This is a genomic window from Sporosarcina sp. P34, from assembly GCF_002743375.1.
In the GTDB taxonomy this organism is placed as follows: Bacteria; Bacillota; Bacilli; order Bacillales_A; family Planococcaceae; genus Sporosarcina.
This window is the reverse complement of record NZ_PDZC01000001.1, coordinates 69,897-90,861: the sequence shown is the minus strand read 5'-3', so window position 1 is coordinate 90,861 and position 20,965 is coordinate 69,897. Positions and strand designations below refer to the sequence as shown.

General features: G+C 40.4%; 21 protein-coding genes. 5 read left to right on the top strand and 16 right to left on the bottom strand.

Annotated elements, in window-relative coordinates; translation table 11 throughout:
• Nucleotides 1–46: 46 nt before the first annotated feature.
• The 6 genes from ctaG to cyoE all read right to left on the bottom strand — a co-directional run bounded on the left by ctaG (nucleotide 47) and on the right by cyoE (nucleotide 6,165).
• A complete protein-coding gene (ctaG, locus tag CSV63_RS00455; protein ID WP_099694066.1) occupies nucleotides 47–970 on the bottom strand; it encodes a cytochrome c oxidase assembly factor CtaG in 924 nt (307 codons plus the stop codon).
• A gap of 223 nt (nucleotides 971–1,193) precedes the next feature.
• Nucleotides 1,194–1,541, bottom strand: a complete 348-nt coding sequence (locus tag CSV63_RS00450) for a cytochrome C oxidase subunit IV family protein (protein WP_099632354.1) — start codon at nucleotides 1,539–1,541, stop codon at nucleotides 1,194–1,196.
• A complete protein-coding gene (locus tag CSV63_RS00445; protein WP_099632355.1) occupies nucleotides 1,541–2,167 on the bottom strand; it encodes a cytochrome c oxidase subunit 3 in 627 nt (208 codons plus the stop codon). The genes CSV63_RS00450 and CSV63_RS00445 overlap by 1 nt, the downstream gene beginning before the upstream one ends.
• Nucleotides 2,167–4,044 carry a cytochrome c oxidase subunit I gene (locus CSV63_RS00440; RefSeq protein ID WP_099694065.1) on the bottom strand — a complete coding sequence of 626 codons (1,878 nt, stop codon included), beginning with the start codon at nucleotides 4,042–4,044 and terminating at the stop codon, nucleotides 2,167–2,169. The genes CSV63_RS00445 and CSV63_RS00440 overlap by 1 nt, the downstream gene beginning before the upstream one ends.
• Before the next feature lie 33 nt (nucleotides 4,045–4,077).
• A complete protein-coding gene (coxB, locus tag CSV63_RS00435; protein WP_099694064.1) occupies nucleotides 4,078–5,145 on the bottom strand; it encodes a cytochrome c oxidase subunit II in 1,068 nt (355 codons plus the stop codon).
• Between the two features lie 102 nt (nucleotides 5,146–5,247).
• Nucleotides 5,248–6,165 carry a heme o synthase gene (gene cyoE / locus CSV63_RS00430; protein WP_099694063.1) on the bottom strand — a complete coding sequence of 306 codons (918 nt, stop codon included), beginning with the start codon at nucleotides 6,163–6,165 and terminating at the stop codon, nucleotides 5,248–5,250.
• A gap of 374 nt (nucleotides 6,166–6,539) precedes the next feature.
• On the opposite strand from cyoE, the gene CSV63_RS00425 reads away from it, so the two are divergent.
• The gene (locus CSV63_RS00425) at nucleotides 6,540–7,484 is read left to right on the top strand and encodes a COX15/CtaA family protein (protein WP_099694062.1); all 945 of its coding nucleotides are present in this window, start codon (nucleotides 6,540–6,542) and stop codon (nucleotides 7,482–7,484) included.
• 102 nt (nucleotides 7,485–7,586) lie between these two features.
• Here the strand turns inward: CSV63_RS00425 and pyc are convergent, their stop codons facing one another.
• The 3 genes from pyc to CSV63_RS00410 form a co-directional block, all read right to left on the bottom strand.
• Entirely contained in the window at nucleotides 7,587–11,030 is a 3,444-nt protein-coding gene (gene pyc / locus CSV63_RS00420) for a pyruvate carboxylase (RefSeq protein WP_099694061.1), read from the bottom strand.
• Nucleotides 11,031–11,047: 17 nt separating this feature from the next.
• Complete coding sequence (locus CSV63_RS00415; RefSeq protein WP_099694060.1) at nucleotides 11,048–12,217, bottom strand: FtsW/RodA/SpoVE family cell cycle protein; 1,170 nt, start codon at nucleotides 12,215–12,217, stop codon at nucleotides 11,048–11,050.
• A gap of 64 nt (nucleotides 12,218–12,281) precedes the next feature.
• Complete coding sequence (locus CSV63_RS00410) at nucleotides 12,282–12,563, bottom strand: Fpa/YlaN family protein (RefSeq protein WP_099694059.1); 282 nt, start codon at nucleotides 12,561–12,563, stop codon at nucleotides 12,282–12,284.
• A 176-nt stretch (nucleotides 12,564–12,739) separates the two neighbouring features.
• Between CSV63_RS00410 and CSV63_RS00405 the strand changes: the two genes are divergently transcribed.
• Complete coding sequence (locus CSV63_RS00405) at nucleotides 12,740–13,237, top strand: hypothetical protein (RefSeq protein ID WP_099694058.1); 498 nt, start codon at nucleotides 12,740–12,742, stop codon at nucleotides 13,235–13,237.
• 13 nt (nucleotides 13,238–13,250) lie between these two features.
• Nucleotides 13,251–13,454: a YlaI family protein gene (locus CSV63_RS00400; protein WP_085133126.1), complete on the top strand. Its 204-nt coding sequence runs from the start codon at nucleotides 13,251–13,253 to the stop codon at nucleotides 13,452–13,454.
• 19 nt (nucleotides 13,455–13,473) lie between these two features.
• Here the strand turns inward: CSV63_RS00400 and CSV63_RS00395 are convergent, their stop codons facing one another.
• Both CSV63_RS00395 and typA read right to left on the bottom strand, forming a co-directional pair.
• A complete protein-coding gene (locus CSV63_RS00395) occupies nucleotides 13,474–13,809 on the bottom strand; it encodes a YlaH-like family protein (RefSeq protein WP_369802560.1) in 336 nt (111 codons plus the stop codon).
• A gap of 24 nt (nucleotides 13,810–13,833) precedes the next feature.
• Nucleotides 13,834–15,675 (bottom strand): translational GTPase TypA, encoded by a 1,842-nt coding sequence (typA, locus tag CSV63_RS00390; protein WP_099694057.1) that lies wholly within the window; start codon nucleotides 15,673–15,675, stop codon nucleotides 13,834–13,836.
• A gap of 100 nt (nucleotides 15,676–15,775) precedes the next feature.
• Between typA and CSV63_RS00385 the strand changes: the two genes are divergently transcribed.
• Nucleotides 15,776–15,961: a YlaF family protein gene (locus CSV63_RS00385; RefSeq protein ID WP_099671901.1), complete on the top strand. Its 186-nt coding sequence runs from the start codon at nucleotides 15,776–15,778 to the stop codon at nucleotides 15,959–15,961.
• Between the two features lie 55 nt (nucleotides 15,962–16,016).
• Here CSV63_RS00385 and CSV63_RS00380 read toward each other — a convergent pair whose 3' ends face one another.
• Both CSV63_RS00380 and CSV63_RS00375 read right to left on the bottom strand, forming a co-directional pair.
• Nucleotides 16,017–16,808, bottom strand: coding sequence for an inositol monophosphatase family protein (locus CSV63_RS00380; RefSeq protein WP_099694056.1), 792 nt, complete (start codon nucleotides 16,806–16,808; stop codon nucleotides 16,017–16,019).
• 153 nt (nucleotides 16,809–16,961) lie between these two features.
• Nucleotides 16,962–17,162 carry a hypothetical protein gene (locus tag CSV63_RS00375; protein ID WP_099694055.1) on the bottom strand — a complete coding sequence of 67 codons (201 nt, stop codon included), beginning with the start codon at nucleotides 17,160–17,162 and terminating at the stop codon, nucleotides 16,962–16,964.
• Between the two features lie 158 nt (nucleotides 17,163–17,320).
• On the opposite strand from CSV63_RS00375, the gene CSV63_RS00370 reads away from it, so the two are divergent.
• On the top strand, nucleotides 17,321–17,953 hold the full coding sequence (locus CSV63_RS00370) for a YktB family protein (RefSeq protein ID WP_099694054.1): 633 nt from the start codon (nucleotides 17,321–17,323) through the stop codon (nucleotides 17,951–17,953).
• Nucleotides 17,954–18,224: 271 nt separating this feature from the next.
• On the opposite strand, the gene CSV63_RS00365 is transcribed toward CSV63_RS00370, so the two are convergent.
• The 3 genes from CSV63_RS00365 to lpdA form a co-directional block, all read right to left on the bottom strand.
• Nucleotides 18,225–18,503 (bottom strand): UPF0223 family protein, encoded by a 279-nt coding sequence (locus CSV63_RS00365; protein WP_099694053.1) that lies wholly within the window; start codon nucleotides 18,501–18,503, stop codon nucleotides 18,225–18,227.
• 12 nt (nucleotides 18,504–18,515) lie between these two features.
• Complete coding sequence (locus CSV63_RS00360) at nucleotides 18,516–19,475, bottom strand: NAD(P)H-dependent flavin oxidoreductase (protein ID WP_099694052.1); 960 nt, start codon at nucleotides 19,473–19,475, stop codon at nucleotides 18,516–18,518.
• 76 nt (nucleotides 19,476–19,551) lie between these two features.
• Nucleotides 19,552–20,964: a dihydrolipoyl dehydrogenase gene (gene lpdA, locus CSV63_RS00355; RefSeq protein WP_099694051.1), complete on the bottom strand. Its 1,413-nt coding sequence runs from the start codon at nucleotides 20,962–20,964 to the stop codon at nucleotides 19,552–19,554.
• Nucleotide 20,965: the final 1 nt, after the last annotated feature.

The window sequence follows — 20,965 nt, the reverse complement described above, 5'->3', positions numbered from 1 at the left end:
ATGGCCTTCAGGGAGTCCTATTACTTGCTAACTTCCTTTTGCACAATCAGCCATGCATAGTTAGGTTATGGCGTTTGAGTAAATCTTTTCGTGTAATTTCATCTGCATTGTCTTTTTCATACTTTGACCAGCTATAAAAAATACGACCAATAACGACTACATAAACAAGTTCTTGAATGACTTTCATCAATATTCCACCTAATTGCTGATCATACAGCGTAGGCATATTTGTGAATAGTTCAGGTCCCGAGATACCAAGGCCTGACAGACCTGCTAAAGTTCCGCTTGGTACACAGAGTGCCATCGCTTGCAGCCATGCTTCACCACTGCTATATGTTTCATACACCGGCACGTCCACGAAGATGATTAACGAACAAGCAGGTGTAATGAGCAATGCACTCAATATTACATATCCTATTTTTTTCAAACCGTGTAGTTGCGGTTGTCCTTTTACTGTATTCACTACTGGCCACCAGAGACAAATAGCAGAGAAGAACAGTGTGATAGTGAAAAGCGTGTGTAGAGGCAAACTCAACTTCACCTGATCGAGTATGAGTGGATAGTGATACATCGAGAACATAAATGTAAACAGTAATAAACTAATAAGCGGTTTAGTTAATAGCATGAATACTTTCTTGAACATCGTGTATGATAAAAGTTTTTCCCATACCCAGTTCGGTATGCCAATTATGAAGAACGGTGCTACAACCAAAAGCAATAAAGCCATTTGAGCCATATGAACAGAAAATAGAATATGACCGATTAAATCCATGGGTGAGCCTTTGACAATATACAGTAACAGCATGGAAGCTAAAAAATACACGGCCTGTCGTTTCGTTAACGGCTGTGATCCCTCAAACCGATCTCGCCATTTAACAGTTATAAGATAATATAAAACGATTCCAAGTGCTATGGCTATTAAGAAGTAAGGACTCCACAAAGCCCTAAAACCAAAAATACTTAACGGCAAAACAATCACTCTCCTTTAATAATTAACCCACTACATCTATTCTGTGTGTAATACGGAGATATTTACAATTGATATTCGATCACAGCACGAAGTCGACACAGTTCTTACCTATGCCTATTATACGAGCATATAGCTCATAACTCAATGTACGAACTTTGACAATTTCATCTTAAAGTAAATAGAAAAAGAGCTTATGGAAGAATCCATAAGCCCTTTCTATTGCTTACCACCAAACGATAGTTACAAATGTTAGTGGGATCAAAAATCCTAACATTGCACCTGTAAACATAAACATTTGCGGTACGCCATGTCCTTTTTCATTCATATGCATGAAGTAGTAAAGTTGAAGACCAACTTGTACAGCTGCAAAGAGGAATAATGTTGGAATTACAAAGAATTTCGAGAAACCAGCAACGTCATTTAGATGAGCAAACACCATAGAAAATGATACAAGTGTTAAGAATATCATCAAAGCAAACATCGCAATTTGGCTGCGCATTGATTCTTTTGCTCGACGTTGAGACAGTGACTGTTCAGCAGGAGATCTTTTAATCATTTGAACTTCTGACATCAACCGACCACTCCCATCAAGTAGACTACAGTAAAGATGAATACCCAAACTACGTCAATGAAGTGCCAATAAAGTGAAAATGTATAATACTTCGTTGCGTTATACAAATTCAATCCACGCTTTGAGTTACGGAAGATCAACAAAGTAACCCATACTAAACCAATTGCTACGTGGAACCCGTGTGTTCCTACTAATGTATAAAACGCGGAACTGAACGCACTGTTACTGAAAGTAAATCCTTCTTGAACGTAATGAGAGAACTCATATACTTCTAACATCAAGAATCCAAGTCCTAATAATGCTGTAAGACCTAGCCATAGTTGCATTTTTTTGAAGTTGAAACTCTTCAGGTGATACATTGCGTAGACACTTGTAAGTGACGATGTTAGAAGAAGCATAGTCATCACAAATACTAACGGCAATGTGTATAGTTCTTGCGTTGTGAAACCAAAACCACTCGGGCCTTTGTTTTTCAGAGCCATATACGTTGCGAACAACGTAGCGAAGAGAATTGTCTCTCCGCCAAGGAATAGCCAGAAACCAACGAATTTATTCTTTGCTTCCAAAGTAGCTCTCTCTGGATGAGCGGGCCACGTTTCAGGGGTGAATTTTGTATTCAAATCCATTAGTTACGCCCCCTTTTTAAATTTTCTTGATCTTGTAAGATTTGCTCTTTTGTAACATAGTAACCAAGATCATCTTTCACTGAACGAGTTGCCATTGTTACGAATGTGAAGGCAAGACCAAAGATCAATACTCCTAGTCCCCATGAAGTTTCCTGGTGGAACATTGCACCGAATCCAGCGATGAATAATCCAAGGCTCATCAACATTGGGATAATTGAACCGTGTGGCATATGAATGTCCGTAATAGGTTCAGCTGGTGTAATCATTTCCTTACTACCTTCCATCTTCTCAACCCATAATGTGTCCAAACCACGAATTAATGGAGTTGCAGGGAAGTTATAGAACGGCGGTGGTGATGGAATCGCCCACTCAAGTGTACGTCCGTCGCCCCAAGGGTCATTTCCAACACGCTCATTTTTAACAGTTGTCATAATGATGTTGATTACCATGACTGTAAATCCAATTGCCATTAAAAGCGCACCGATTGTACTGATAAAGTTTGCAAGGTTCCAACCTTGTCCATCCATGAACGTCCAAACGCGACGTGGCATTCCCCAGAAACCTAACCAGTGTTGAATTAGGAATGTCAGGTGGAAACCGATAAAGAAGAATACGAAAGTGATTTTACCTAAAAACTCATTCAACATCGTACCGAACATTTTTGGCCACCAGTAGTGAAGGCCTGCAAAAATGGCGAGTACTACCCCACCTACAATTACGTAGTGGAAGTGAGCTACGATGAAATAAGAATCGTGTAACTGATAATCAAGTGGTGCTGCCCCTTGCATTACGCCTGTTACTCCACCCATTACGAATGAAGGAATAAAACCTAAAGCATAGAGCATTGGAGTTGTAACTTTAATACTACCGCCCCAAATTGTAAGCAACCAGTTAAAGATTTTAACACCTGTCGGTACAGCAATTGCCATTGTCGCTACTGCGAAGATTGCGTTTGCTGTCGGCCCAAGACCAACTGTAAACATATGGTGAGCCCATACCATGAAGCCTAGGAAACCAATTAACACTGTAGCGAATACCATCGCTGTGTAACCGAAAAGACGTTTCCTTGCAAATACAGAGAATACTTCAGAGAAAATACCGAATGCTGGCAAAATCAAGATATATACTTCAGGGTGACCGAAAATCCAGAAAATATGCTCCCAGATAATCGTGTTCCCGCCCATCGTATGATCAAAGAAGTTACCACTAAACATACGGTCAAACGTTAGGAAGAACAATCCAACAGTCAACGGAGGGAATGCGAATAAAATCATTGCAGACGCAACAAACGTAGTCCATGTAAACAAAGGCATACGCATATACGTCATCCCTGGTGCACGCATGTTAATAATTGTTACAAGGAAGTTAATCCCTGCCATTAACGTACCACCACCCGCGATTTGTAAACCGATTGCATAGAAATCTACACCATGTCCTGGTGAGTGAAGTGATAACGATGCATAAGATGTCCAACCAGCATCTGGAACTTCACCGAATAACCAAGAGATGTTAAGGAATAAACCACCAAATGCGAACATCCAAAAACCTAATGAGTTAATGAATGGGAACGCTACGTCACGTGCTCCGATTTGAAGCGGCATGATCGCGTTCATAAAGCCAAAGAGAATCGGCATTGCTGCCAAGAAAATCATGGTCGTTCCGTGCATTGTAATTAAATCATTAAAAAGCCCTGCGCTTACGAGATCGTTGTTTGGTGTTATCAACTGAAGACGAATGATCATCGCTTCAATACCACCTAGAACGAAGAAGAATAATCCCCCGAGGAGATACAGAATTCCGATCTTCTTATGGTCGACTGTTGTCAGCCAATCCCAAAGTGTTGCGCCAAAGCCACTTTTTTGAGCAACTGAACTCACTGTGTTACCTCCTATTCAATTTCCGTTTGAAAATTATTTTGCAACTTTTAAGCCCATTAAGTATTCAGCTAATGCATCTAAGTCTTCATCAGAAATTTGATCTTTACTGAATGAAGGCATCGTATTGCCAGGTTTAAGTTTCTGTGTATCACGAATCCACTCTTTCAAGTTCTCTTCATCGTGTTCAAGGTAACCTGCTACACGATTACGATCACCGAATGAAGCCAAGTTTGGTCCTTGTGCACCTGACTCACCTACACCTGAAACTGCGTGACAACCGATACAGCTTTGAGCGAAGACTTCTTCACCGTCAGCATTTGCAACAACAGGTTCTTCAGCTGTTTTTTGCATAGCTGCAACCCAGTTGTCAAATTGATCTCTCGGTAATGTTTTTACTTTAAAGTCCATTAATGCGTGTGAAGGTCCACATAGCTCAGCACATTTTCCGTAGAAAACGCCATCTTTCAAACCTTCGGATTCTTTCTCAAATGACAGATAGAATTTATTTACGTTTTCCACGTTCGTATCTAGCTTACCGCCAACTGACGGAATCCAGAATGAGTGCTTTACGTCCGCTGCGATCAAGTTAAAGTAAACTTTTTCATCAGTAGGTACTACTAGTTCCTGAGCCGTAACAATACCTAGATCAGGATACTCGAACTCCCACCAATATAACTTCGCAGTAACATCTACTACTAGATTCTCAGCATTGCCCTCATCATCAACTGCTTCCATTGCTTTCACATCACCTAATTTATACGTGTAGTGAACGGTAGGAATAGCAAGAATCAAAAGTAATACGATTGGAATGAATGTCCAAATCAGCTCAAGTGTGTGACTTCCTTCCACTTGCTCTGGTATATGATCTTCACCCAACTTGGAACGTCTGAAGCGCAATAATGCAACAGTGTAAATAATTACTACTACAATGATAACCAGTAACATAATTCCTGATGCTAATAGCAACAACTTAAACTGGTCATTAGCGACTTGTCCAGCTGGTTGGAAGGTTGAAATCTCTTCATTACCACAACCTGCCATGAACACAGCGAAAAGCGCTAGTAAAGAAAAGAGACGCCACTTTTTGAGTCCTTTAATCATCGCTAACTAATACCTCTCTTTCTAAAAAAATGTTTTTCTACTCTGGAGGACTGAGTGCCCCTTTATGATGAATTCCTGTTTTAAAGAAAGAATTCCGATACATTAGATGAATATAGAGAAAATAATCATGGATACAAACAAGATTGTCATATAGTTTAAAGAATATACGAACATTCCCGTCGCCCATTTCAAATCTTCTTTGGCCTTAAATCCTTTGATAGATAAATAAAGCCACCCAATATTCAATAGTGTTGCAAATACTATAAAGCCCATACCGAGCTGTGGTAATAAGAATGGCAGTGGAAATAGTAGCAATACCCACATAAGCATCGACTTCTTCGTCCGCTCAAACCCCTTAACTACTGGTAACATCGGAATGTTAGCCGCCCGATACTCTTCTGTTCTACGCATAGCCAACGCATAGAAATGCGGTGGTTGCCATATGAACATAATTAAAAATAACGCCCACGCTCCCATTGGCAGTGTAGGATCAACAGCTGCCCATCCGATTAGGGGTGGAATTGCTCCTGAAAGACTTCCTACTACAGTATTGCTTACATGCTTCCGTTTAGACCACATGGAATACAAAACAACATAAGCGAATACACCCAAGATACCAAGCCAACCTGCCATAGGTGATGCAGAGAATAGTAATATTTCTCCAGCTAGCAGGAATGTAACAGCTAGCGTCATCACAGCGGGAGCTTTAAATCTACCTGTTACTGTCGGTCTCGACTTCGTTCTCGACATGACGGGATCGATATCGCGATCAATCAAGTTATTCATAGCGCCCGAAGATGCGATGATCAATCCAGTACCTAGAATTGCAAATACCAGTAGATCCAAGTTATGGAGAAAACTTTTACCAGTGAATTGAAATGCCAAAAAAAGACCGGTGAACGTAGTGATCAAGTTCGAGTTAACAATACCTATTTTGATCAGCGCCAAAAAGTCTTTCCACAAGGTAATGGTTTCTACTTTTGGATCTGCAACTGTCGAAAGCGTTCGACCGTTTGACATAATAACCCTCCTTTCAAAGTTTTCAGCAAAGACCCTATCACCTACTATATCTAAAATCGTCCGGAATTTCCAGACCATTTCTCAATTTATAGCGGTTTATGCAACCTTTGTGTCTTTATCATTCACCTTCTATATAGTAATGCATTTCTGGCACTCATTTGTGAAGTTAAAGAGACTATTTTATGAACAATTTGTGAAAAGCCTTATACATCAGTGGTTTATTAGCTTCTTGCATTGTGTTTGTGTTATTTTTTCGTTATCATAAGGCTTGCAATAGATGCTTCAATTCCGCGGAAACCATCGAGATTTAGCTATACATCTCAATATGATTATTTTTGGAATTTAGGCAATTTTTTACGTAAATCGACCTTTTGATGGTCAATTCAATAGAAGAAGGTGTTTCGTACTTGCGATATAACAGATTTTTAAAATGGTTTGGGGTAGCTTCTACGATTGGAATGCTCGCGATCTTACTCGGCGGAGCGCTAGTTACCAAAACCGACAGCGGTATGGGGTGTGGAAGACATTGGCCTGGTTGTAATGGACAACTTATTCCTGACGACATCACAGCGGAAGTTTTAATTGAATTCTCACACCGGTTAGTTACAGGTTCAGTAGGTATTTTCATCGTCATACTGGCGATATGGTCGTGGAGGGCACTTGGTCACGTTCGTGAAACAAAGTTTTTAGCTTTCATGGCAGTATTTTTCTTGATTCTACAAGCATTGATTGGAGCAGCTCAAGTATTATGGGGACAAGGCGATTTTATCTTGGCCTTGCACTTTGGGATTTCACTCATTTCCTTTGCGTCCGTCTTCTTATTAACTTTATTGGTGTTTGAAGTAGACCAGAAGTTTGATACAGATAAAATACGCATTGACAAAACATTACGTTTCCACACAATTGGCGTAACTATTTATTCATACTTTGTTATATACACGGGTGCTCTTGTTCGTCATACTAGTTCGGGCCTTATATGTTCTGACTGGCCTTTATGCCGGAATAACGAATTTAGCTTACCGAACAATATGTATGAGTGGATACAGATGGGTCACCGTTTAGCCGCAGCATTGATTGTTGTTTGGATTGGGTTCATCGCAATTAAAGCCATTAAACATTATAGTGATCAACGTGTTATTTACTGGGGTTGGATTACCGCATTTGGCCTAGTACTCGCACAAGCGACCACAGGAATGATTGTCGTACTGACTAAATTAAATCTCTATTTCGCATTGCTACATTCCTTATTCATCACTTTACTATTTGGCTTATTAACGTATCTAGTTCTTCTAGTCTCTCGCAGCCGTCAGAAGAAGTAAGTAAGGAGCGTGTAACAACTGTTTTAAAGGTTGTTACACGCTTTTTGTATAAGTTATAGGAAAACAGCTTCCACAGTCTTAACGACATGTGGAAGCTGTTTTTTAATGGTCTAATTCTATCAACAAGTCTCCTGATGAGATGGAATCCCCAGGACCTGCATATATAGCTTTGACTACTCCTGCAAATGGAGCTTGAATCGTAGTTTCCATTTTCATAGCCTCTGTAATTAACAAGTGCTCGCCGCGTTTTACTTTAGCGCCAATTGAAACAGCAACTTGTAAAACAGTTCCCGGCATAGTAGCTGCAATGTGCGTTTCATTTGTCGGGTCGGCTTTTTGCTTTACATCTTCTCTTGTTTCCACTTGGAAATCTTGGATAATGATCTCACGTGACTGTCCGTTCAATTCGAAGTACAGCGTGCGTGTTCCGTCAGGATTGGGTTCACCAATCGACACCAATTTGACGATAAGTGTTTTACCGAACTCAATCTCAATCTCGATTTCTTCACCTAAACGTAAACCATATAAGAATTCTGGCGTATTGATGACAGAAACATCATCAAACTGCTTTCTCACTTCGATATATTCTTCAAAGACTTTCGGATACAAAACGTAAGCGAGTGCATCATGCATTGTAGCAGGCTTTTCCATTTTTTCCGTCAACTCTTTTAAAACGTCTTGGAAGTTTACTGGTTCTAGTAACTCACCCGGCCGTACAGTGATTGCCTTGCGCCCTTTCAATATTACTTCCTGTAACTCTTTCGGGAAACCACCATATGGCTGGCCAATTGAACCTTCGAAAAACTCAATAACGGATTCTGGGAAATCAATAGTTTGTCCTTTTTCAATGACTGTATGCTCGTCCAATTCATTTTGTACCATGAACAACGCCATATCCCCTACTACTTTCGATGACGGTGTCACTTTGACAATGTCACCAAAGAGGAAGTTCACGCGGGAATACATTTTTTTCACTTCTTCCCAGCGCTCTCCAAGACCTACCGCTTTTGACTGCTGTTGTAAATTCGAATATTGGCCACCAGGCATCTCATGAACATAAATTTCCGAGTGTGGACTGTTCATGCCACTTTCAAAAGGTTTGTAGTATTTTCGCACATCTTCCCAGTAATGCGAAAGTTTCTCTAACGACTCTGTATTTGCACGTACATGACGTTCACTGTTTTGCATTGCATACGCAAGTGAATTGGCCGAAGGTTGTGAAGTCATTCCCGCCATTGAACCAATAGCTGTATCGACAATATCCACTCCCGCTTCTATCGCTTTGGCATACATATAAATACCATTGCCGCTCGTATCGTGTGTATGCAAATGAATTGGCAGACTTGTTGACGCTTTCAATTCTGATACTAAACGATAAGCTGCTTCAGGCTTCAGCAATCCTGCCATATCTTTGATCGCCAATATATGAGCGCCAACTGATTCGAGTTCTTTGGCCATCTCTTTGTAGTAGTTGACTGTATATTTAGCTCGATTGTCGTCTAGAATATCTCCTGTATAACAAATTGTCGCTTCTGCAATCTTTCCTGTTGACCGAGTTTCGTCAATTGCAACTTCCATACCTTTGATCCAGTTCAAGCTATCGAAAATACGGAATACATCTATACCTGATGCAGCCGATTCTTTTATGAATTCGCGAATGACGTTATCTGGGTAGTTTGTATAACCGACTGCATTGGCTCCTCTGAAGAGCATCTGGAATAAGACATTAGGTACTTGCTTACGTAATTTCTCGAGTCGATCCCACGGACTCTCCTTCAAGAAGCGGTATGCTACATCGAATGTCGCGCCTCCCCACATCTCAAATGAGAAAAGGTCAGGTAATAAATGAGCACTTTCAGTTGCAATCTGCGTTAATTCCTTCGTTCTCATACGCGTAGCCAATAAAGACTGATGTGCATCCCGGAAAGTAGTATCTGTCAGCAGTACATCGTCTTGCTTTAACACCCACTCGACTAACCCATCTGCTCCTTGCTCATCCAAAATTTGTTTCGTTCCGTTTGGTATGGGCATACCGTCATCAATTTTGGGTATACGAACCGGATGCAACACAGGGCGCGTTGAGTCATCGATACCAGGGAATCCATTAATGGTAACGTTCCCAAGGTAGGATAAAACTTTCGTGCCTCTATCGTGTTTCTTAGCAAACGCGAATAATTCTGGAGTTTCATCGATAAAGCTCGTATTGTAATTGCCTGATAAAAAGTTTTCATGACATACGACATTTTCAAGGAAAGGTATATTCGTTTTAATTCCACGTATTCTGAACTCTTTCAAATTTCTGTGCATTTTACTTGCAGCATCCCCAAAGGTTGAACCCCACGTTGAAACCTTCACTAATAAAGAATCATAGTACGGGCTAATCACAGAACCTTGATACGCATTGCCTGTATCCAAACGAACACCAAATCCGCCACTCGAACGATAGACCATTACTTTTCCTGTGTCAGGCATAAAGTCATTCAACGGATCTTCCGTTGTAACACGTGATTGAATAGCATAACCAAATAACGGTACATTTTGTTGCTCTGGTATGTTCACTCGTTCAGAATGAAGGGATTCGCCTGCAGCGATTAGCACTTGTGACTGCACAATATCAATTCCTGTAATCATTTCAGTGATCGTGTGCTCCACTTGAATACGCGGATTGACTTCGATGAAATAGAAAGAATCATCAGCTACTAAAAACTCCACAGTACCCGCATTAATATAGGATACATTTTTTGATAATTTAACAGCAGCATTACAAATCTCATAGCGTAGTTCTTCAGTCAATGAAATAGAAGGAGCGATTTCCACTACCTTTTGGTGGCGACGCTGAATAGAGCAATCGCGTTCGTACAAATGGACGATCTCCCCATATGTATCACCTAGTATTTGTACTTCGATATGTTTTGGATTCGTAATGAATTTCTCTACATACACTTCATCAGAACCAAATGCTGATTTCGCTTCGGATTTCGCTCGGTTATAAGCCTCCTGCACTTCTTCGGCTGATTCGACGATTCGCATACCACGACCACCGCCACCTAAAGAAGCTTTAATAATAATCGGATAGCTATGCTGTTCGCCAAATGCCACAACTTCGTCAACTGAAGTAACCGGTCCATCGCTTCCTGGTATGACTGGGATATCAGCCAATATTGCTTGCTCTCTAGCTTTTACTTTATCACCGAACATTTCTAAATGTTTAGACGTCGGACCAATAAAGATAATTCCTTCTTCTTCTAGACGTGCCGCAAACTGAGCATTCTCCGCTAAGAATCCGTAGCCCGGATGAATGGCATCGACATTCGCTTTTTTCGCGATATCGATAATCCCTTCAATATCCAAGTATGCATCGATAGGCTTCTTACCTTCACCCACAATAAACGACTGATCAGATTTGTAACGATGTAGGGAGGCGCGATCTTCAGCTGAATAAATTCCAACCGTCGCGATCCCTAATTCAGTACATGCTCGAAATACACGAATTGCAATTTCGCCGCGGTTTGCGACTAGTACTTTCTTAATCTCTCTTCTCTCCACCGACAAATCAATCCCCTCTACTTTGTTCTCTCATACTTTACAAACATTGAAACGTTCATCAATATACCTAGCGCAATCGACAAGAACACAACAGATGTACCGCCATAACTTATAAACGGCAATGTAACGCCTGTTAACGGAATTAACCCTGTCAATCCACCCAAGTTTACTAGTGTTTGAATAGCAATCAAACTACCTACACCAGCTGCGAGCATTCTTGCATGTGCGTCTTTTGTACGCAGTGCAACCGTAAACGCTCTCATCACGATGAAAAAGAGACCTCCAAGAACAAGTGTCGTTCCAAGCAGTCCAGTTTCTTCAGAGATTACTGCCATGATAACATCAGTATGCGGCTCAGGTAAATAGCCAAGTTTCTGAATACTGTTTCCGAGGCCTACACCTTTGAGTCCTCCAGCACCAATTGCAATGTATCCATTAACAATTTGCAGGCCTGAACCTTGTATGTATTCAAAGGGGTCTGTAAACGCAAGAAAGCGTCCCATACGCGAGACAGTCATGACCGTATCCCACTTAATCCACAGAACAATCCCGATTAACACGCCTAGCAAAGCGAAGAAACGACTGATGATTAGATAATTCTTCACTTGCATTCCGCTGGCCATAATGACAGAAATAGCAACAAGGAATAAAATCATGGTGGCTCCAAAATCCGGTTCCAATAATACCAATAAAAGAGAAGCTGTTAAAACAGAAAATGTTGGGAAAATAGTAGTTTTGATTTCATCCAATGTACCTGCATAATATTTATTTGCAAATACACCTGAGAAATATACGATAAATGCAATTTTCGCTACTTCTGTTGGCTGTAAGTTTCCTATTCCAAACGGTAATGAAAGCCAACTCTTCGCCCCTACAGCATCACCAAATCCGATGAACTTTACAATAATCAACAAAGTAAACATGACGATTAGCGTACTATACAAAAACTTTTTATTTCTATAATGCCGGTAAGGAATAATGGACACCAACAGAAACGCTGGAATCGCAATGGCTAAGTTCGTTACTTGTTTCCTAAAGAAATGGGATGGTTCAAAGTTATAAATATTCATGGCCCACACCATACTTGCACTGTAAATCATAATCAGCCCAAATAAAGAGAGCAGTAAATAGACAAAAAATAATGGATAGTCAAAATTGCGTAAAATTCGATTCATATAAGTCTTCATTTTCATTGTACCTCATCGTTTTAAATAAAAAACTCAAACTGTTGGAGTAGTTTGAGTCTTCCATTTATTTATTTGTATACAGTTCGTGTAAAATATTTAACTCTTTTTCGAGAACAGAGATTATTTCACGGCCTTTATCTTGTTCGACTAGTCCGAGCTTAACAGCAAAATCAATCTCACGGGATAATCCGTACATTTGCGTATCAAGCACTTCCTCATATAGTGGACATTGCGGCATCGTTAAATTATCCATTTGAACTTTGATTAGCTTTGCAATTTTCTCTGCATCGATTTGCAGTTGTTTTAATGCCTGTTCTTTGTACGTATCTTGAACTTCTATTTCCATGGAGACGCCCCCATTATTCATTATTCCCGCAAGGTGTTAATGTCTAAATTGTATCTTTTGCTCTTACAAAATGCAAGCGTTACCCAATGAAAAAACGAACCGAAATGAAATCCTTTTCACTTCTTCTATGAAAAGGTATACTAAAACTAGTGACTATCGATTGAGGGGGATATATTTTGGAACTTATTATACCAATTACCGGAAACGTGAAACATGCAATTACATTAGATCCTACTGTTTGGATATTTGATGATCGTCGTATTGATCTGGATGAATTTTTCTCAGAGGATTTTATTGAAAAAGATGAAATGGAAGAGTATAAAGAAAAAATGGGTAAACACTGGTCTAGAGAAATTATGGAAGGTGCCACATACCCACCTACTTTAAAAAGTGAAAAAAGATATGAAAAAGATAAAATGTTGTCAAGCAGCTTCGGTATTGTATTGAAACCATTCATTCACAATGCTGTTCCATCTGCAAATGCAACAACATTTACACTCATTACAAAAGACGAAAAATACACGTATCCACTTGAGGAAGCAAACAACGTCATTTTCAAATTCAGTCATAATGGCAAACCTCTTCGAGAAGACGGTCCTGTACATGTACTGTTTAAAGACGGATCGAATCAAGATTCACCGATTCGTTATGTCCAAGCTATCCAAGTGGATTAAAGGAGAAATTCCAATGCGCGTTAAATGTGTCATATGTGACCAAAACGATCAATTAGAGGATGATAATCCGCTTGCCAAGAAATTACGAAACCGGCCTATTCATACGTATATGTGCCCTACGTGTAGAGAGCGGATCAGTAATTTAACAGAGAAGCGTATTGCAACTGGCAACTTTGTTTTCCATCGTAGCTCGGATCCGACTGAAAAAGATTTTTAATCGAACAAAAAAGACTCCGTTACTGAGTAACGGAGTCTTTTTTGTGTTCATTCATTCTTCGAACACGATAGATAATAAGGATAGCAGCAGCCACAAACAGTCCTTCTACAATTGGAAGAAAGAAAGCTAAGAATGTTAGTATGATACACCCAATAAATAGAAACGTATAAATGATAACGTTTCGACCAAAGCTAATCTTCCTTGCAAATCCAAGCTTATACACAATAGCAGACATGATGAAAACGAGCGCAAACAGAATATAGCCGGCTGTCGTGAAATTTGGCGCATATTCATAAATAATGCGAGCGGTTCCCGATAACCGATTGTAGACCATTTCTGAATCTTCTACTCTCATTCCATACATTCCCTTCTATCTTTATTATTCGCCAAGTTTCTTCTTTTTATTTATACGTTCGCGTTCATTTTTGTCTAACACTTTTTTACGTATACGAATCGATTCTGGTGTAACTTCACAGTACTCGTCATCAGCAATATATTGCAGTGCTTCTTCAAGCGACATAAGACGTGGCTTTTTCGTTGTAACAGTTTGGTCTTTCGAAGCTGAACGTACGTTAGTAGCATGTTTGATTTTCGTTAAGTTAATCGTCAAATCGCTATCACGGTTACTCTCTCCTACTACCTGACCAGCATAGATTTCTGCACCTGACTCTACAAACATAGTTCCACGGTCTTCAAGTTGCATCACACTATAACCGGTTACTGTCCCATTCTCCATAGACACAAGAACTCCGTGACGTCTGCCACCGATTTTACCAGTAGTAACGGGTTTATAGCTGTCAAATGTATGGTTTAAGATTCCGTATCCACGAGTCAATGTAAGGAAGTCTGTTGTATAACCGATCAATCCGCGAGCGGGTACCAAGAAAATTAAACGCACTTGGCCGTTACCATTATTGATCATATCCAACATTTCACCTTTACGTTCACCAATAGATTCGATGATTGATCCAGTATGTTCTTCCGGTACATCAATTTGAACGCGTTCAAAAGGCTCGCTACGCTTACCGTCGATTTCGCGAATGATTACTTGGGGCTTAGAAACTTGAAGTTCGAAACCTTCACGACGCATATTCTCGATAAGAATAGACAAGTGAAGTTCTCCCCGTCCAGATACGATCCATTCGTCTGGTGAATCTGTTTGTTCTACTCGTAATGAAACATCCGTCTCAAGCTGTTGATCTAAACGCTCTTGAATTTTTCGTGAAGTGACCCATTTCCCTTCACGTCCAGCGAACGGACTGTTATTAACTAAGAAACGCATTTGTAGCGTTGGCTCATCGATGTGGAGTTCAGGAAGCGCTTCTTGATGATCGGTTGGACAAACCGTCTCACCGACATCAATGTCACCCATTCCTGAAACAGCTACAAGGTCACCTGCATATGCTTCTTCTACTTCGACTCTTTTTAAGCCTAGGAAACCGTATAGTTTTGTTACCCGTAAAGTTTTCACAGATCCATCCCGCTTAAGAACTGCGACTTGTTCTCCTACTTTCATCGTTCCACGGAAAATACGTCCGATTCCGATACGACCAACGTAATCATTGTAGTCCAGTAGTGATACTTGGAACTGAAGTGGTTCGTTACGATTGTCGATTGGTGATGGAATGTTTTCCAGAATGGATTCATAAAGAACACGTAATGTGTCTTCTTGAGTTGCAGGATCTGGGGAAAGACTCGCAGTACCGTTAAATCCTGAAGCATAAACAACCGGGAATTCCAATTGTTCATCATTCGCATCAAGCTCGATAAATAACTCAAGTACTTCGTCTACTACTTCCTCTGGTCTTGCGAAATCACGGTCGATTTTATTTACAACGACAATTGGCTTCAAATTTGTTTCCAAAGCTTTTTTCAGTACGAAGCGAGTTTGTGGCATACAGCCTTCGAATGCATCAACAACTAAAATTACGCCGTCTACCATACGCAAGATTCTTTCTACTTCGCCACCAAAGTCAGCGTGTCCTGGTGTATCTAAGATGTTGATTTTTGTGTCATTATATTCAATAGCAGTGTTTTTAGCTAGGATCGTAATTCCTCGTTCACGCTCTAGTTCGTTTGAGTCCATTGCGCGGTCATCTACATGTTCATTCGACCGGAAAATACCGGATTGTTTAAGTAATTGGTCGACCAATGTCGTTTTACCATGGTCAACGTGGGCGATAATTGCAATATTTCTAAGATCAGTACGTTCGTTTGTCATTTTTTCACTCCGTTTATCTTTATTTCAGATGTTCAACTGTGTTATTATAGCACAAGATAGTCTAATTAAATAATATTTTAAATTATATGGAGGGATTTTTTTGAAAGACATTAAGTGGATTTTCGTAATTTATTCACTCGGTGCCGTACTTTCCATGTCCGCAATTGGTATTGGAGTAGGTATGCGTAGTCTATTCGTAGTCGTCCTTGCCATTGTCGCTCTAATTTTAATCATGGGTTACGGATTTAAAACGAAAGCACGTATGCGTAGAGAAGGCACGCTATAAATCACTCAAAGGGACTGTATATTAAACCATTTAGGTTTAACAAACAGCCCCTTTTTTATTTTAGTCGGATATATTTCGATAAAATCTCTTCATGTAATCCCGGACGTGTGACAATAAATGTGTCAGATCCGAGTAGATGTGGTGTCACACCTTCTAAGTTCGTTGCTACAGCTCCTACTTCTTGCGCAATGACGATTCCCCCAGCTATGTCCCAAGGTGCCAGTCGCATAGAAATATATGCGTCGATTCTTCCCGACGAAACATATGCTAGCTCAATCGCAGCCGAACCATATGATCGTGTTCCACGGCAACGTGTGACGAGCTCAATAATTTTCTCATTTTCCACACGGTGATTTGGCGCAACCCAGCTAGCATTGATGCCGATAATCGCTTCTTCTAGTGGTGTGATTTCCAGCTGTGGGAGACGCTCATCATTGAAATAAGCACCTTCACCTTTCGCTGCATGGTATAACTCATCCCGCATTACATCATATATGTAGCCCAGCATCCCCACGCCGTCTACATAAATCCCCAAAGAAATCGCAAAGTTTCTTCTCTGATGGATAAAATTCATCGTTCCGTCAATTGGATCAAGGAACCAAATTATTCCGTCAAGCGAAGATATCTTATCTCCAAATCCCTCTTCCGAAACCATTTTATGCTCCGGAAAGTCTTGTTTTACCCGTTCAACAAAAAAACTTTCCACTTCTTTATCGATATTGGTAACTAAATCATTAGCATCAGCCTTTGAATCGATGTCAATTGTACTAAAAAAAGACACTCGTATTTTGTGGCCAGCCTCTTTGATTAACGATTTCGCATATCGATCTATCGCATTAAGATTCATTCTGCCACCTCTTCCCATTCCGACTATCGCTAGTATAACACAGAGGCAACGGAACAAAAGAGATAACAGCGATAGGATGTTAAGTAAAAAGACACCCCGTCACATTTCCTTCAATTTCTGAAGTGAATGGGGATGTCTTTTATTAAACCATGCTTACACCGAGAAAACATTAAGTGTCTCCATTTCATTGTGAATTTCCGTCAATCGTAGTTTGCTTTTATCTACTTGAACTGTGTCTTGGTCTTGCAGTGCGTCGTATAGAGTAGCTAATTCATAATCCAATTCCAATTGTAAAGTTCTCACATATTCTCTCTCAACATCTTCTTTTCGGATAAAATGAACGACCTGTTTCATAAGTAGCACCCCTTTTAAGTTAATATTTGACTTCAACCGTCTTAATAGTAAGATATGCAAAAATTCTGACTTTTAGTGGTTAGAAGCCTTGTTATTTTAAATTATTCCCCAATTACTGATAAGATAAACGTAATCATTACAAACTGGAGGAGATTTTGTTGTTACAGTCTTATTGGTCATCAAATGATTTTGACGTTTTTACCGTTGATGGCTTGGATCATCGCATGAAAGCTTTACAGGAAAAAGTACAACCAAAATTCATAGAATTAGGTAATCATTTTGCACACCGCCTTTCCGCACACGGTACGGGTGAGTTTTTTCCACATGTTGCAAAACACGCGAGGCGAACTGTCAATCCGCCACGGGATAGCTGGGTAGCATTTGCTCCTGCTAAGAGAGGTTATAAAGCGTTACCTCACTTTCAGATTGGCTTGTGGAGCACTCATTTATTCATCATACTGGCAATTATTTATGAAAATCCCGATAAAAAAGGGATTGCTAAACGTTTAGAAAAAAATATGGAAGTACTGACTTCCTTACCAAAAGATTTTATAGTTTCCGGAGACCATATGAAGCCTGAAGCCGAGCACATTAATGAAATTGGTGTAGAAGGTCTCGAAAAATTACTGGATCGTCTACATACGGTGAAAAAAGCAGAGTTTTTAGTCGGTCGTCACCTTTCAAGAGATGAAGCATCCAAAATGAGTGAAGAGCAATTTTATGCGTATGCAGAGGATACGTTCACGAAGTTATTGCCTGTTTATGACGTAGTTATTCATTCTTTAGATTGAAATAAAAATTGAATATTGGAATACACCATGTATTGACGTACTAGTAAAACGCTTCCATATTTGATCAACGTAGCGCTTTAATAAGGGTCCTATTTAGGAGTGGAAACAAATAAGAGGCTGGACATAACTTAAAAAACAGTCCGTTCCCCTACGCTACACTCTTGATTACTAACGAATTAAACTTTATAAATAGGTTTCAGTGAATGAAAAAAGGTATGAAGGTGTCTTCTCCTTCATACCTTTTGAGGTTTTGTCCCAGCCTTTGCATTGATTATTTTTTCATCTTTAGCAGTTCGCCTGGTTGGCTCTCTTTTGCCGCTTTCACTACGCGAAATGCAACATAGTCACTGCTTTCCTCAAATTCCTTGCATAGCGTTTTTTCTTCAGCCATGGATGGAACCACACTTTTGAAAGCCCGATAATATCTCATGAATTCGTCTCGTTCGATAGTCGATTCATAGGCTTGCTCTACTTTTGTGAAAAAATCAATCACCTTCACGATTTCTTCTGTTGACCAATCCGCACGTAGTGGATATTGATAACCTGCCATTTACTTCTCTCCTTATCCGACACTCCATTTTTTTCGTATAGTTATTGCTTCTTTTTTCATTCGTTCAAACAATTCGGCAACGCTTGGAACATCTTCAATCATACCCGCTACTTGGCCACCCCAACCAAAGCCTTGATCATTCATACCATCGTGAATGAATTTACAATTTGCTTCCCCGCTAATAAATGCTTTCAGTCCTTCGTAACCGACATCTTCCGCTTCCAACTTCAGAATCTTCTCTGTCCATTCATTCGTCAATGCACGGGCAGGTGCACCGATCGTGCGTTTGATAATCGTTGTATCTTGTTCACTGCTCGCTAAAAGCGTTTCAAGATAAGCAGGTGATGCATCCACGCATTCTTTTGTTGCTATGAAACGAGTACCCATTTCGATTCCTTCTGCCCCTAGTGCTTGCGCTGCCACCCAGCCCCGTCCATCACCAATACCACCTGAACCAATGACCGGTATACTAACGGAATCTACAATCCTCGGGATTAACACCATCGTACCTATATCATCACGACCTAAATGCCCTCCGCCTTCTTGACCAACCGCTATGACTGCATCCGCACCGATCTCTTCGGCTTTTTGCGCTTGTCTTCTAGCGGCCACCAACACCATCTTCTTTACGTTAGTACCCGTTAACATATCAAACAGTGGCGCGGGATTTCCCCCGGTAACCGATATAATATCGATCTTTTCTTCTAACGCAGCTTCCACCATTGCTTCGTAAGATCTACCATGATTACCAATTGCAAAATTCACACTGAATGGTTTCTCTGTCTTTTCGCGAACTTTGCGAATCTCTTCTTTCAATGCGTCAGGAGAAGTCAAGCTCATCGCTGTAATTTGTCCAAGTCCACCCGCCTCCGAAACGGCAGCAGCCAGGTCTGAATAAGCCAGATACGCAAGTCCCCCTTGCACAATTGGATATTCAATACCAAACAGTTTTGTCACTCTAGTTTCCCACATGAAAATCCCCCATTTTTTTCATAATGTAAAAAGGCCCATGAGAAAAAATCCCATGGGCTGTTCAATTCTAGCTGTTTTATTTCGTCATCATGTGAATCGGCTTACCAAGAGCAACTTCTGCTGCTTCCATAGAAATTTCACCAAGTGTAGGGTGAGCATGAATAGTCATAGAAATATCTTCAAGAGTCATACCCGCTTCAATCGCTAGTCCGAGTTCTGCAATCATATCAGAAGCATTTTCCCCAACGATTTGAGCACCTAGTAATAAACCGTCTTCTTTGCGACCGACAAGCTTCACAAAACCTTCTGTAGCATCCAATGAAAGGGCACGGCCGTTAGCTGCAAACGGGAATTTACCGCTTACTACGTCATAACCTTCATCTTTTGCTTGTTGTTCGTTTAAGCCTACAGTTGCCAATTCCGGATCGGTGAAACATACAGCCGGAATCGCCATATAATCCACTTCAGATTTTTCTCCAGAAATAGCTTCCGCTGCAATTTTTGCCTCGTAAGACGCTTTGTGCGCAAGCTGAGGTCCTGCTACGATATCACCGATTGCATATACATTCGGTAGATTTGTACGGCATTGCTTGTCCACTTCGATCAAACCGCGGTCAGTCATGTTCAAGCCAAGACCTTCCAAACCGATTTCATCTGTATTCGGACGACGGCCCACTGTTACCAGAACGTAGTCCGCTTCAATTTTTACTTCTTCACCTTTAGCTTCGTATGTTACTACGACGCCGTCTTTCGTTTCTTCAACGCCTTTAGCAGATGCTTTCACAACTACCTCAACGCCTTTTTTCTTCAAGCCTTTTTTAACAATTTGCGTCATTTGTTTTTCGAAACCAGCAAGGATATCATCCGCACCTTCAAGAATAGTTACTTCAGATCCTAGATTAGCATAAGCAGATCCAAGTTCTGTACCAATATAGCCGCCACCAACAACGACAAGCTTTTTCGGTAATTCTTTCAAATTTAAAGCGCCCGTAGAATTGATTACACGGTCTGTAAATTTGAATGAAGGAATTTCAACTGGGCGTGCACCTGTTGCGATAATAACGTTGTTAAATTTATATGTTTGAGCAGAGTTATCTGTCATGACACGTACAGTGTTCGCGTCTACGAAATACGCTTCACCAGCAACTGTTTCAACTTTATTTCCCTTAAGCAAACCTGATACGCCGCCAGTTAACTTAGAAACAACACTTTCCTTAAATTTCATCGCTTTAGAAAAGTCTAGTTCGACAGATTTTGCAGTGATTCCCATACCATCTGCATTTTGTGCATCCACAAAGCGATGTCCAACAGAAATCATCGCTTTAGAAGGAATACATCCAACGTTTAAACAAACACCACCGATTGTATCTTTTTCAACGATGGTAACTTTTTGACCAAGTTGAGCTGCGCGTATTGCCGCTACATATCCTCCTGGACCTGAACCTACTACAAGTGTGTCAACTTCAATTGGAAAATCTCCTACTACCATT